Annotated in this window: 2 protein-coding genes; both read right to left on the bottom strand. The window is 36.7% G+C overall.

Features of this window, described 5'->3' with window-relative positions; translation table 11 throughout:
• Positions 1-103 precede the first annotated feature (103 nt).
• Positions 104-6,283, bottom strand: coding sequence for a hypothetical protein (locus tag P9M13_05730; GenBank protein MDP8262786.1), 6,180 nt, complete (start codon positions 6,281-6,283; stop codon positions 104-106).
• A gap of 71 nt (positions 6,284-6,354) precedes the next feature.
• On the bottom strand, positions 6,355-16,671 hold the full coding sequence (locus P9M13_05725; protein ID MDP8262785.1) for a SpoIIE family protein phosphatase: 10,317 nt from the start codon (positions 16,669-16,671) through the stop codon (positions 6,355-6,357).
• Positions 16,672-16,704: the final 33 nt, after the last annotated feature.

Genomic DNA, 16,704 nt, shown 5'->3' with positions numbered 1-16,704 from the left:
CTCATAAAATACCTCCAAAATATTTACAATATTGTAAAAATACTTTTTTACATGCTTCATTTTGAAGCATCATTGTAACATAACGGTACATTGCAAAGGGGGATCATGCCTGGAATTCTACTGTAGTTATCGCATCAAATAATTCATTAATAAATTGTGCGTTTTTGTTCTGTTCGGGAAATACGATTATGCTGTCTTCAGTTGTGGTTATTCCTAATTTGGCGAGTAACTCTCTATCCTTTTCAGAAAGTTTAAACTGTACTCCCTGCGCATTGGTAATAGTCACATTGAAAAAGTTATCAAGTAGATATGCTAGTTCATAAAACTTTATATATTCTTCCTGTGTAAGGAATATCCTGCTCTGAAACATGGCTACATCAATGGTTTTTTCCTTAAATGCCACGTCAACTGCCTTGGTCATATTTATCCCAACCTCAGTCCCTTCACCTTCTCCCTCACTTGATACAAAAACGACCATTGGCTGTTTAGCTTGGTTTTCTGCCCACTTTCTCTGTTCTCCTACATTTTTATCCAAATAGTCATAGTCTTCATATGCTATGGGCATCTGCAAACTCATCTTTTCAAGTATTTTTTGTGCAAGTATTAAATCCCCGCTTTTTTCAAGTGCGTTTAGCTGTCCTATACTTATCCTTACAGGCCCGTTTTGTTTTATGGAGAGATATCCTTGTGTAATCAAATCGAGCAATTTTTCGCTTTTTAAAAACTTTCCTATTTGCGCATCATCAAAACCTATCTTTTCTAAAAACACTGTTATATTAGAATTACATTTTTTGATCTTTTCTTGCATCCCATCGTTCAAATACTTAAGTTTAACTATCAAATCTTCTTCGTTTACAACTTCACCCTTTTCTATAATCCCTGTACTGATAAGCTGATAATATAAATCAAGTCGAAAATTCTTAATTATGTTTTCCAGTTTTAACATTGCCCCAGGCCGATTATCCCAATCACAAGCATCTACACCTACAATTGGACGCAAAAGCTCTGGATCACTCGCCGCAATAACTTCTAATATCTTAGTAACGTTATTAACGTTTTCTTCACCATAATATTCCAGTTCCCTTTTCTCGTACATTTCACTTGTATCAGCATAAATAAAAGAGTCTACAAGGGCTTCAATCACTACTTTATCATCATCTTTTTTTTCTCTTACAACATTAATAAAATCATCTGCTATACTTTTCTGATCTTCAAGTGTATAAGCTTTTGGCGTCTTTTCTTTATCATCGACCTGTATAGCCGCAAGAGATCCCTCGAATAACTGTTTTACAACTGAATCAGAAAATGCGTTCCACGCTTCTCGAGGGTTATCTCTCGCTTTCTCCAATTTAATAATATCTGCTTTAGGGCGGCTTCCATCGGTTTTAACATATTCAATAAGGCCATCAAGCAGGTTTCCTATTTTTGTCTCGGTATCCATTATATCATTAGTTATATCTTCTAAAATGAGTTTCAAATCTTTATTTTTAATTCTCTCTATTTCAATTTCACTTGGAGGACTCCTTTCACGCTGCATCTTGGCAATCTTATTAGCATTTTTTGCCACACGGCCCTTTATATCCGCAAGATAACTTTCCTGAAAGGCAATCAATTCCTCAGCGTTTATAATAACAACATCCTCATGGCTATCTCCTACCTGAAACTTTGCTATCCATTTTTGTGTTTTTGCATCAAAATCTGTTACAAATCCCTTTAACCCCATCTCTTCCAGTTTTTTTGCTACAGTGGTGCCGTCATCAATCTTGATCATTGCCACTGCCTGCCCTATATCCGCACCCCTGGTATCATCACGCTCAAATGTTGCCAAAACCGTGCTGATAACTCTGGTATTGGTCAATCTCTGCATTTCTTGGAGTATTTCTATGCCATGACTTTCATCATTGACCGCATCCCAAAAGAGCCCTGACCGAGTAAAAGTCAGCTCATCACCTCCAACCAATATAATATTGTTTTCGGTTTTAAGCTTCTCATATAGCTCATTAGCATTAACTACTCCGAGTTCAGCTCGTTCCTCCGCGTTTAAATTATCAAACATATTACCTATTATTCCTTCATTAAAAGCAGCCTCTAACCGCGTCTCAAATAATTCAATCACCGTTTTAAGGTTCTTCATGATTACATCTCTTGTCACATCATCGCCTGACTTCGTCAACACATCATCCACTAAATGTTTAATATATTCATCGCTGCTCCATTTTTCCTTTTTAGCTTTTTCATTAAACTTCTGCATTGCACGTTGAGTTGATTTATTGTTCATACCGCCTATATTCATTATATCGAGCCCTATTACCCGCGCATTTTTGAGCCCAAGAGAACGCCTAAAAAATTCCATCCCCGATGTCACATCATAGTCCCTACCCTCAAAATATTTCATCATATTCCTGAATTTTGGTTCGATTTTGATAGTTTTATATATTTCCGAGAGCTTATTATTAAATCCATCTTTATCTTTAAGTCTCTTTTTAAAATCTTTTTGTTTAGTTTCAATTTCCTTCTTTAATATTTCTAATCTGCTATTGGCTGATAATTCACTAACATCTTTTTCCTGCAATTGCTGAATATCACGTTCTAAATCCCATATTTCATTTATTAACGCACGCACTTCCCGGGTTTCTCCCATCCATTCCCGGACTTTTTGCGTGTCTTCTAATCCTGACTCTAACGAGACAGTCTTTATGTAATCTATTGTTCCGCCTATATCAAAGTAATATTTTGCAAGTAAATAATCATAAAGTTTTTCACTTATATTATACCTCTTATTTTTGTTAAACGCTTCGAGCGTTAATATTTCTTCTTTTTCATTGAAATGCTGGCGCAGTTCACTAAAAAAATCTTCATCTATAGTAGTGGGTAATTTTTCCATTTCATTTTTCCATAAATCAGACTCTTTAAAAGCCTCCCATTTTCGGCAATATATACCGAATCGCTCATCCATATCATATGTTCCGTCTTTATTTGATTCGAGCTTAACAGCACGAGGACCCTTAAGATATTCAAGCAGTTTATCGAACATTTCAAACTGTTTGCTTACTGCCTTATAGTCAAACATAACCGATTTAGCCGTCATACCATCTTTTTGTTTTTCATTGTTTATGCGCGCAATACGGCTTGCCTGTGTCGATTTTGCGTCAGCTTCGACAACACCATCTGTACCTTCTTTTTCGACTTTTGCTATACCACAAAATATCGAACATAAAAGTGTGTATTCAGTGATTTCACCGCTTTCATCCCTTATAACATAATCGTTATCAATACAATATTGTCTGTATATCTTTGAAATATCATCTTCCTCAGTTGCCAAATGTTTATTGATTTTCTCTTCCAAAAGCCGGACTGCCTCATCTCCAATTTCTATTATTACTTTATCCGCCTCTTCATCGGACATTCCCGAAAATGCAAAAGCATATTTATCTTCCTTATACAAAAGACTTATAAATTTACCTTCATTATTAAAATTGTAATTTTCCATAACATCTTCGTACGCTTCTTTCTCCTTTTCCTGCCTAAGTTTAATCCAAAGATTTGTGTTTTGCATTTTCAAGATCTCATCATTTAAATTTTTAATCCCATATTTGGATCTCCTTCCTACACCAGGGGTAGAAAAGTTAAGCATATATACACGGTCATGTTTTCTAAACAACTGTTCGATATTGTCCTGAATATTTGCCATCGGATATAATTGCTCAAGATAACGATTGGTATTATCAATTACTGTCATTACTAATTCTGGATTTAATGTTTTATCTTCTCTAATTTGGTCCAACACTGCTTCAATGAAACATATAGAAAAGTTATAGACCTCGTTTTCTTTTACCGCCTTATCAACGGCCATTCTTGTATCACCAAGCATGCTCCGTTTTCTCCGTTCACGTCCACGTAAAAATTTAATATATTCTGTTGTATCACCTTCTTCTCCAATCACACCCAAAAGAGCAATTCGCGAGAAATCTTTGGATACTGTAATTGTACGAAAGAGTATATTCTCTTCTGATATATCCAGATCTAAATATGTCATCCCTTTCAATCCTTCAACCAAAAACGTGTTGAAGAAGCTCTCTGCAGCGAAACTATTCAGGACCTTTAACGCATCTTTAAAATCCCCTTTGGCTACCAAAGTTTGTAAATAGTTTTGAGCGTATTCTTCTATCTCCGGAGTAATTTCTTCTATACGTGAAACCATATTTTTAAACACTTCTGTAGCATCTTCGTACTTTTCTTCACCGATATATTCATTAATAATTTTAATAAGTGCGTTTTGAGATGTTTGTATCGCTTCTTCAGAAACTGCTTCTTTCAAATCATTAAGCAAAACATACGTCTGCCGTTCTCTTTCCGATATCTTACGTGTCAAGCAAAGTATTATTTTTTGTTTTTGTTTTCCTTCCAAGACAATATTTACCACATTACTATCTTGATCTTTTCCTGCCTGCTTGATTTTCTTTATTAAAAGATCACCGAACACAACACTTTTTCCGCCTTCAACGAGAAGGCTCTCACACGCAGTGTCTAACACACCTATCATTTCTTTTACTAACTCTATCTCCTTTTTTGGATCAATGATCTGGACTTCATCTGAACCTGGAATTTGATAGGTTATCATTTCGTAAGGCATTTCGGCAAAACAGTCCACTGGACTTAAAAACAGAGGTGCGGTAAGAAGAAGTTTTTCAAACGGATTTTTCCCATCCATCATCCGGGACATATACACATCGGGATCATAGCTCAGAGTCATTCTCGGCCGAATAACCATATAAGAGATGTTCTTGCTTTTAAGCTGTCTTATTATACCGTCTGAATGAAATCCGCCTGTTACCATTATGGCCGCATTAAGGCCGCTATCATTCATCTTTGTAAGCGTGTTTTCAACCAAGGCCTTATCACGTTTTAATGCCACATCATAAAAACCTTCCATAACTGACATGTGTTCGGTAAGTTTCGCAGTGTCATGTGGCAGCCTTGCTAGCAGGCCATATTGCGCTAAAAGCACATTAATTCGGCTGTAAAATTTACTGCCATTTATTTCGCTTTTATGTTCTTTCAGGTATGTAAGGTCATCTTTGGTGAGTTCAAGATTTAAAAGTTTTTTGGTTATCGTAACATTCTTTATAAGTCGATCAAAATCTCTCTCACGCCTGTTTTTAAACGCTTTTTCCTTTATATCAGCAAGCAGCTGATCAAGCTCAAAAAACAACTTGTTGGGTGATACCTTGCTGTGAAGCTTAACTGATTTTGTATATAACATGAAATTCTTGTAAGAAGATGTATCAAACGACATTTTTTTTGCCGTTTTAATCAGATACCTATAAAATGACGCGGCAGATATCTTTCCTGTCCTGAAAAAAAGCGACATCTTAACCAGCTGTGAAAGGCCTTTTTGAGATAATTTTTTATGAAGTTCGGAAATAAAACGTGAGCGTTCTACCCTAAGTAATTTTTTGTCTATCTTTTCATCCAGCTTTACAGCTCTTACCGTGGCTGTATAATCCGGGTAACGTATATATGATATATTGAATTTCTTTGCCAATTGCATAAGTGATATGCAATACTTGGTGAGCTTCATATCTCCCCTGCTGTATATTTCTGTTAATCGCGACACATGAAGCATTTCCGGGCCAAAGATCTTGGCACGCAAAAGTGCCAGCATCTTTTCAATTTCGTTCATAATGGGCTGTGTTTTAGCTTTATAGGCTTGTGTTTTAAGAAAATAAAGATAGTTTTCAATATAAAGCTTTTTATTATCAACACCGTAGATCTCCATCGGTTTTTTATCAAAAACCGCATAATATTCAGAACCCGTTAAAAAACCGTTTCGCATAAGATACAGTGAAATCATGTCTTTAATATCATTGTTTTTGATAACACCAAGCGGTGAAAGATCTATCGGCCCTGTTGCACCCTCTACGGTAATGAGCTTTAAATCATCTTTGAATTTTGTTGTTTTGAAATTCCTAATAAGTGCCGCAAAGTTTTTTTGGGCCTCAAAGTTGCAGTGTGAATCCTGGAAGTGGATAACAACCTTATTGGAAGTGCCCTTAAACTTTTCTACTACTTTTCCAAAGTTTGCGGGAATATTAATGTCAATAATATCTTTAACATCTACCTGTCGTATACCGGATTTAGCTGAATCATCAGGGGCTTTTTCAGATGCTGAAGATATTGGTGATGTTCGTACGGCATATGCATAATTTGATGACAGGAATATACTCAATACTAATATACTTATCACCTTCACTAACTTACACCTTTTCAATTTAATAAGCATAAATCACTCCTTTGTATCTAACTGAAGTATACCTGTTGAAAACGATTTTGTCAATAGGAAAGCCATGTAATTTATGCGCTTGTAGCAAGTTCTGCGCTTTGGCGGGTTATTTCATTTAAATAGTTAATATCTCTTATCTCAGGTTTTGGGGCTATTATTATAATCCCTGTATCAGTCTCTTCCACTACACCTTCAAGTTCACGAGGTATCTTATCGCCAAATACTGCTACTAGAGCTGTAGATGGTATAGCCTCTTCACCTGATAAAATCGCGAAAAGAAAATCCCTGATATCTTCACTCCATATATTCTTGTAATAACGGGATTCGGTTATAACCGTGATACTAAGATTTTTATCCGCATCTTCGCCTTTTTTGAGGCCACTTTCAATTTCTTGTTCCACAAAAGCAACAAATTGCCGTGCAGTTTCGGTATCTGTTTCAAGTTTTTCAAGCTCACCTTCAAAATTCATCGGATCAACCTGTAAATCCGCATCAGGAAGGCCGGCAAGCTTCCTTATACGATGGCCGGCTTCTGTCGTCGCCACCCATACAAACCTACGGGTGCTTCCTGTCAACCTGCCATTCATTAGACTTTTAAGCAATAGACTGCTCCCCAAATCTTTCAGTACAGGTACCTCTTTGTCAATCTTCCGGTCATATTTCATTTTATAGAAACTTTCCGCATGCAAAACAACAACTTCAAGGTCACCTTCAACTTTGTCCGGCCGAGCATTAAATGCAGAAAACCCTTCTTCCTGCGATACCATACTTTCATAAATACAAAACGGCTCGATGATATCAGCGGTCTTTGCAATATTCGAAGGCGCAATCAATAAATTTAAAAAATTAATCGCGCATGCAGCATCTAGGGCCTCATCTTTTTGCTCGGCTGATACATCCTTTTTTGCACCGATAAGTATCCCGTCAAGTATATCAAGACCTCTTACAATGTTATCTTTTACTTTCCCTTTTAAAATCTCATTTTTTTCTTCTATAAAACCTTTATAAATTTCAGGGACACCCTTTATTCCTGAGGAATCCAGAATTTCGCTCAACACAAATCTTTTATTTAATTGGGATTGTATCGCTCCGATCTCATCTATAACCTCACGATCAGTTGTTTTTGAAAACCCGTATTGTTTTATAGCACGCTCTGTCATTAATCCGGCAATTGACAATAAAGCCAGATATGCACGTGGATATTCTCTTAGCATAGTTTTAATTCTTTTTTCATATTCCATTATTTCTTTTGCAGACGGGTTTGAATTTATAAAATATCCAGATGTGTACGGCACTCCATCACTAAAAAGATTATCAGGGGATGGAATGTTACTGTCCTCAAGCTTTCCTATAACAAGATTTAGTGAATTCAAAATTATTTCAAACTTATCTAATGGCGGCTCTAAAACTGGTTGAGGAGGCATCAGAGCAACTCTTCTACCCGTAATCTTATTAAAATAATTCTTTAACTCATACACCAAACGTAGATCAGTTACAACTAAACCAATAATACCAAGATTAATAAGAGCCCTAATATAAATTAAATCTGACGAATAATTAAAGAAATCAAGAAACGCAAAAGGTAGCAAAAAACTGAAAAGCCGATTTCCACGCAGCATATTATCACGCTGGGCCATCCACATATCATCAACTTCTTTCAGTAGCTTCGGATCACTCCTCTGAGAAATATAATGCGCTATCCCTCTAAACATAAACAGGTCTTCATTTGCCCGGCAATATTCTAAGGTTAGAGGCAATGCAAGAGCAAATATCTCCTCACTTGTAATTTCCCTTTGTTGTAGCCTCTCCTCTTCCTCAACATTGAATATAAGTTTACTTATGATGCTACTTTGCGTAATCCTCCCTTTTTCCATTCTTGGAGCCTCTAATTGCGCAAGTTCACTTGTCATTTGATCAAATAATTGCTTTGCCTGGGGATCCATTTTCCCCATTTTATAATTATTTACATCACGTAAAAAGGTAAGCGCATGCACAAGTATTTCTTCTGTGGCAATTTCTCCTTCAACCACCATATGATAAACCTCGTGCGGAATAAAATGTATCTTCAGCAGTGCTTTTTTGTCAAATAATTCTATTCTGAGATATATCGTCTGCGTGTTTTTGATTGCATGGATATAGTAATTATCTTCATCAATAACCACTAACTTTTTTACCTGATCTCCTGCAGGTTCGACCTCAATCATTTTGACAATGTCTCTAATATTGTCTATTACATATTGCATGGTTATGCCTTTTTCTTTGAGGATTTTCTCTGATTGTTCATTTTTCCCGCCCATAAATTCATCATCGAGTACTGGTTTTAAGCCTTCTTCGGTACTTACAATATTAAAAACTGCAATTTTATTGAGCTTCTTGTAATATTTATCCATCAATTTGGCTTGTATTTTTTTACCGGCAGGTTTTTTAAAAAACTCTTTCCAGAACTTACTCATATTTCTGTCAAAAATAGTACTTTTCGCTCCATCAGATACTGACATAAAAGCCACATCAACAGGAGGCGATTTCTTATGAATAGATTTATACATATATGTAATAATAGCCACTATGCCCGCTACCGTTAAGATAATCGCGGCACTTTCATAATCGGTTAGTGTTTTATCATAATATAGGCCCTCAGGCTTAATAATAGCTGCATCTAACGGAGAAACTGACAATAATTTAATTCCTAATATAAGCGGCCAGTAAAAACCAAAAATTCTGGGCAAAACGCTCAATGATCTGTATATCCGCTGCCAAACCGAAGGTTCTTCCAGTACAGTCATTTCTGCCTTTTCTGGTTTAACTTCTCTCTTTAATGCCTTTTCAATCTTTTCCCTTTCATCTTCGTCTTCAGGGGTTCTTACCTTTAACTCTTCACGTGCCGCCTCACTGATGGCTTTGTCCTTCGAATTGGTAAGAATTATCAGTGTCTTATTTGAATGAGATAACATCTTTAACCCCTTTGGTGGTACAGTTTTTTCCTTATCCAGCACAATAGGTTTTTCTTCTTTGGTAACTGGGAAGCGTATTATTTCTCCGCCTTTACTTCCTTTTTTCGGTTGTACCTGCTGCTTCTTTCTTTCTTCAGCTATTTTTAAGAATTTCTGGAATGTCTCATTATCAACGATATTTGATTTTTTCTTTTTTGCAACCCAAGCAGGCATCTCTGGTTTCACAATTGGTACACCTTTTTTCACTGGAGCGGTCTGAATATACTGTTCTTCTTCAAGCTTCATCTGTTTCCATTTCGAGTACTGCCGATAGCCGAATATAATGAGCAAATTAAGTATAAATGACAATGCCAATCCACCACCCGGTATAAGTGCATGTATGATCGTAAATATGATATAGAAAATGACCAAATGACCGGCAATTGCGCCAAATTCCGCAGCCCCGGCTATAACTGTCTTGCCATCAAAGGCATATGCCGGTGTAGACATAAGCATATTGAACCCAACAACGAGCGCAGCTATCATTAAATAACGAGAAATACGCGATTTGAAGAAGCTCATACCCGGAATATATTCCTGCCATGATATCTTCTTTACATCCTCTACTGGAACTATTTCTTTTGTTACCGATTTCACATAAGTTCTCGGTGGCGGATATTTTTTAAGCGCATCAAAAACAGCACCAACAACATTTTTAGATCCCCGTATCTTCAACATATGACTTTCATATGGATACACACCTTCATTCATAGCTACATATCCATACACCTCTTTTATTACCGCCTTTTGTATATCTTCTTCTTTGAGACCTTGTTGTTTCATACGTTCAGTTTTATTTATCACATTTTCCAAAAATGCATAAAACGGGACTACTTGTTTCCCTAGCTGACGTTCGATCATTCTTTTTTCATATCGATATTCAAATTCCTGAGGTGTGCCTCTATACTTTTTTATAAGATTTTTTAAACGCGGAAGATAATCACGTCCGGCTTTTTGAGCTCTTATTTCATCTGATTCAAGCTCATCAAGAAACACGCGGTATGAATCTTTGTCGGTTTCAGCTAGCGGCATTATCCTGTAGAGAATATCGCGGCTTATATTCAGAACTTCTTCTATCTCACGTTCCTCATCGATCTGAAAATGATCTCTTTCGTGTGGAAGCCCCATGACTTTAAATTTCTCCCTCGTTTTGAGCATATCGAGAGGAAAAACCATGAGGCCACGCGGTTTATCAACATGAGCGCCATGTTTTAATTGTCTTTCAATGCGTACTTTTTGTAATCCCAATGGCCATCCTTCCCTATTAAAGAATTCTGTAATTTCTTTTGCTCTCTCATCAAAAACCGATGAGAACACACCTATTCTATCCTGATTTTTATAATCCATTTTTAACTCAAAGCGTCCCTCTTTGTTTAGCCTTACTTTATACTCCACAAATACATCATAATCTCCACTTAATACATCATCTATCTTTTCATTTCCAATTAAACCCTCTTGTCGAGCAAGAACAAAATCTAACCACTTCCGTACATGTTGTTCGTTACAAAATATGCTTATGGGGATGATCAGCTCACCGTCAGTGATCCTAACATCTTTTCCTTCACGCAATCTTTTTACAACCCGTACAGCTTTAATATTGCCTGCATCAAAGAAATCTTTAAAATAACGTTTAATAATTTTTACTTGATTTTTATATACAGGGAGAAATGACCCAAGTGAAACGTAATACTCTTTATCAAGTTCTATATCCCCATCCTTATTCATAATGTACCGTGCTTCTGTATTGATATCATGCTGTAGGACCGGTAATGCGGCTAAAGGTGCTTCATATTTATAAATCGGGACATTTATATGTCTATAAAAATCATCTATGCTGACATCCTCAAAATCGTATCCGGGATTTTTTATATTCTCTTCAAGTTTCGAAGCAATATAACTCCACCATGTTGTAAGATCATCTTCAGATAGTCCTGTGTAATCAATATCTATTTGTGGATTTACTGAATCTGCATCTTTAACTAATTCCTTTACTTTCTCGGCGAATGCTTCCTCAAGATCCGCGTCTTTACCATATATACCTATTCTGCTGAATATCTCACGGAACTTTTCAACCAGCGGTCTGACATCTACTGCTACAGGAACAAATGGAACTTGTTTTATATATGCGGGTCGTTCTCTTACAAGTGCACCTTGATAAAAATCAATGACCTTATCATCTAAGGTATATCCGTTAAACTGCTTAAACTCTAAAAAAATGTCAAAATACTTCTCTGCATCCGGATCAGTCTTGATCTTTTGCATGTTATTAATAATGATCTTCCCTGGTTCAATAACACCGTCATATATTTCACTAAACTCTTTTGGTGTCTCTCGGGATAATGCAAGCGGCCCTTTTGACACCTCGCCAAAATACATACGTTTAGGACCTTTTTTGTGAATACCGCCTATAACATACAGAAAAGGCGGTGATCTTTCATTTATTTTAGATAGAAATATACCCGGCACATAATCGAGCCCATAATAGTTAAGAAGCATCTTGAGTTTACTCAAAAGAAACGGTGATTCATTCCCATCCACATACATGCTTTTGATAAGATCCTCAATAGTTTTATCTTCATATACTCCATCTTCATTTAATAAGGATACACTTAATCGTGGGCGTAAACGTGTGAGCACATTCGGAAGTATTATGTTTTCACTTTTAACAATATTCTGAAAATATTCTCGTGCTTTGTTATAACTTTCATATTTTATCATGGGATTATCTGTGGTTGTCGACATAAACTTATAATATGCCAATGCCTTATAGTCGTCATTTTCACGTGCACCCTTAAAACTATTGTTCCATACAGTCTCAATTTTCTTTAAAGTTTTATCCAACGCTTCTTGGCTCATATATTCTTTTGTCACCGCTTCACGAAGAGCAGCTTTAAGTTCTTTAAGATCTTGATTTAAAGAGCTATTCCAATCTTTAATATCGTTCATAACGCGTAGCAAGGAAGCAATAACATCAACTTTAGTCTTTTCAGATACTCTTTTTAATCCTTCATACTCTTCAATCAATGCCTTGTAGGCAATAATTGACGAGCTTGTATTCCTATACATCTGTTCAAATCTATTGCGCAAAGCATCGCTAGACAAACGTTGCTCCAAAACCATTAAAGCTACAGTTTCACGCACACGAATAGCGTGATCCATGTGAAACAGTATATCTTTGTATCGTTTTTGTATGTCCATGTATCTTTCATATGGATTCTCTATCCCTAACAATGACTGGGGTTTACCATAAATATGTTTGAGCATTTTCTCATGATCAGTTTTATAGATCTTCCCTATCACCTCATCAACAGGAAGTACTACGGCTGGTACAACAGCAGGATTAAGAACTTCCTGTGGATACTCTTCATACACAAGGGCAAACCAGTCCGTACGACGGCCATCTTTTGTGGGTATTCTCCCGTAAAGTTCGTCCTTAATATCATCTATTGATCGTACCTCAAGGTATTCTGATATTTCTGGAGAAAACACACCGGGACGGCGTACATATTTAATTATTTCGTCCAATACCGTATCCAGGCTTGTTGTAAGAGGCAAAGAGAGTATTTTGTAAAATTCCTGGTCATCTAGATCATTCTTTTCATCTTTTGACACATCCAGAATCTTCTTCTGTGATGCAGGTGATAAGGATTTAAATCTATATACTTTCAAGAGTGCCGCCATAATTTCTTCAATTGCCAAAGGCGGTTGATAATTATACGGCATTTTTGCAAGTTTCATGTGAAGCAATTCTTCTTCAATATCCATATAAAGTAGATTAGGTAAACGGATATCCTCAATATCAATAACAATTACATTGTTACCACCCTGACGAATTACTGAACACGCCGCCCTATCATTACCACACACAAATTTGATATTTATGTCTTCACCTAATGGATAGTGTTCCAATGCCCGTGACATTACCTCATTAATCTTCGCTACTCTATTCTTATCCGCAAGATCAGGTACTACACGGGGAATATCTTTTCCAGGATATATTTTATCAATTACTAATTTTCCATCTTTGTTTAAAACTCCATCAGCAACAAAATATACCGGATCATTTGGACGCAATCTTGATAGCTTAATACCAGATGTCGTTAATCTCGCTCGTTTGATGTCTATTGCTTTTTCCGGAAAAAGCAATACGAGTGCAGTATCACCTTTATATTTTACAATTTTCAGTTTTCTTAACACAACATCCACCTCAAGTATGATCGGGTCCTGTTTTTCAATATTTATCAGTATATATTCTTTTGTGCCTTTCTTGTACACCCTCATGTTCTTCAAAGGAACTGTTCCAAACTCATGCTTGCCTTTTTTGATGCATATTTGTGATATATCTTTTTTAAACACGAGACCTTTTACCTTCATGTCTCCATTAATCAATCCCGGGAAAAAGAAATCCCTAAAATACGATATACTTTCTGGTGATACTTCTTCAAGATCTTTCAAAAGCTCATATTTTTGAATATATAGTTTTCTGATCTCCTGCTTTCGAGTCACAAGATCAGACATTATTCTTTTGAGTGATGTACTGATATCTTTTTTTATTTCTTCATCAACCGATATGTCGCTATCAGTAATAAGATTCCATAACATTGCTACGATTTTTTGTCCGTCTGACTCCAAATCATAATCAATCAGCTTGATTCCGCTTATCTTTGAAAGCGCTTGATTTATCTCCGACCAGACAGCGTTTCCTTTCGCCGCGTCTCTGTTTAAGATTTGCATACGTTCAAGATTTTGTTTAATTGCAACATATGACGCTATTTTAAATCGCTCTCTTTTTGTTTCTGTATTTACTCCGCGCTTTTGCACAATGCGAAACAGGTTTTGATATCCCTCAGCATTTACGTCATATTTTTTGTAAGGCATGAGCCCGTTAACAATGGCATTTTGCTCTGTGCGTGAAAGCGTCTGGTAGTATTTTACCGCTAGATTATAGACATCACGCAGTTTCATATCCGGATGCGCAATCATATACACATTTGAAATGAGTACAAAATGCAGCATACAGGTCATTCTATCATATCGCTTTTCAAGTGAAGTCAACTCACGAACCTCTTGTTTATCGATTTTTGCTGTATCGCTTTTTTCTCGTAATTCGTTGAGCTGATCGATCTGTTCCTTCGACATAAAAAGGGTATTATTTATAAATATCTTCCCGTCCTTTACGTACGAAAGTCTTTTTCCGTCAAATATTTCTATTTTTGCATCGCCAATATGCAACAAATTTGTTCTCATTACAGCGTTTTGCTTTATACAGGGGTTTATTGCGTTTTCAATAATATTAACATGCACGGTGCCCGTAATAACCGGAGGGCTCATCTTATCAGTAAAACTAATATCAACAGTGCCGATAATTACATCCTGCTTTGCCACCTTATGTTTTTTTGGTTTTTTCAGATATTGAATACTGATCAAGCTTATATCATCGTTAACGGTCTGGGTTGCACTCACGGGCTTATTACTAAATTCGTGATGAGTATCCTTAAGCAATTTTATAAGTTCAGCTAAACTCATATCTGCATGTTTTTTTATAAGGATAAACAACTCACCGGAATTACCCGCATAACTGTTATTGCACAATTTCTTGATGTTCTTTACTCTTTTAAAATTTCTAAGAATGAGTTCATATAAAACTTTCGGATCAGCTGTTTTTTCGTCTGAAATAGCTATGACAATGCTCGGATAATTCTTAAACTGATCAAAATCATATTTTTCATACAGCTCTTTGTGCTCTTTTCGGCATTCATCTAAAAACCCATTAAAAATTTCATCATCGTTGAGAAGACTATCAAATGCGTCTTTACCCACTAAGTCTCTTTTTTTATCAATCATGGCACCAAATTCATAAAGCCCATCAAGCAGCTGATCGAAATTATTGACTATATAATCATCCCACTCCTTCGCCTCTCCCTCGACTTCCGTCCACTCGATCATATCGCTCATGATCGACTTATTAAAATCACTGGAAGTGCCTTTTGGCTGGTTGGCTATCAGGTTCTGCAATCTTTTATCATAAAACTGTAAGTCCTCATATCGTTCCTTTATGTACTTTCTGTAAGTTTTCTCTTCCTCTTTGGATAATGTCGTTACCGATATTATCTTTTTCAATATCTCATCAACCGCTTTTTCTATCGGCAGTCCCTGCAAGAGAGAAATGTGCCCGGTAATAAACTCCTTAAAACGACTGTCCCCATATACACCGATTTCTGAAGTCTGCGCCTCTGTGATGCCGTCGCTATACACAAGCATTCTTTCTCCGGGACGCATCGACATGTTTAATCTCTGAACAACATTCTTATCGAAAGAGACTCCTAAAGGCATCCCCTCTGAGGTAAATTTATTCACGTCACCTTTGGTAGATATAAGAAGCGCCGGATCAGCTCCAAAATTATATTGGGACACTTTACCGTCTTCCGCACGGATATGCACTGCGTTCATAGTTAAAAAAACACAATTATCTCTTAGAGTTTCAAACTCATCATACATTTTCTTAAAATTGATAAACAGCTCGTCATTAATAAACTCAGCGCCCTCGACTCTCTCTTCCCATGAGCTGTAGATATACGGGATAACAGGATCAAGGAGTCGCGCCGCTTCCGCGCCATGGCCGGTCGCATCAATCTCAAATATATACACATCACCATTGGTATCACGCAGTATGATGACCGCATCACCGCCTACAACAACACCATATTTTTCAAAAATATCCCTTTGGATATCATCGTCATCCATCAGAGGATCGTAGAAGAGATCATGAATATAATTGAGCGAAAATATCCCGCGCGGGTCTTCATTAACCGCCTTTGTATGTATCCTGTTGTACTGATTCATGATGATACCGTTAAAGGCTGTGACACGCTCTCTCATTTCCTTGAAGGACATCTCGCTAACGGATTTTTTTGCAAACCGTTGGAATTCTTTAAAAAACTCCGGCGCCATGTTTTTAACAAGCAGTGTTTTCAGGATATCATCTTCTAAAGCACATAAATCTTTGTAGAGTTCGACATTCTCCGCAGGGTCAGGCTGAACCATCTTCTTCGCATTTGAAAGAATTTCAAGTGCCCTGCGGATTGCATCCTGTTCGAGATAAACCATGATAAATTTTATCGGATCGGGCATCATTTCACTGATTGAATCAGGATTGGGGACAGCTAGAGGATCTTGCGGAATCTTCTTGGCTTTTACTTTCTTTTTCCATTTAGCTTTAACTTGCGCAAGAATATCATTGAATCCGTTCTGTTGACCTTCTGATTGCGGAGCGAGACAAGATTTACTGCTAGAATTTTGAGGAGCGGCTAAAACAATATTTGTAAATATGAAAGAAACACATACCACAAGTGATATTGTCTTAGTTATAATATTATGCCTTGCAGGATACCTGTTCATAAATCCCCTGCTCATAAAAAAGTTAAAATTATC

Origin of the sequence: Candidatus Ancaeobacter aquaticus, from assembly GCA_030765405.1 — a bacterium.
Taxonomy (GTDB): Bacteria; Auribacterota; Ancaeobacteria; order Ancaeobacterales; family Ancaeobacteraceae; genus Ancaeobacter; species Ancaeobacter aquaticus.
The sequence above is the reverse complement of the archived record's forward strand: the minus strand, read 5'-3'. Positions and strand labels throughout refer to the sequence as shown.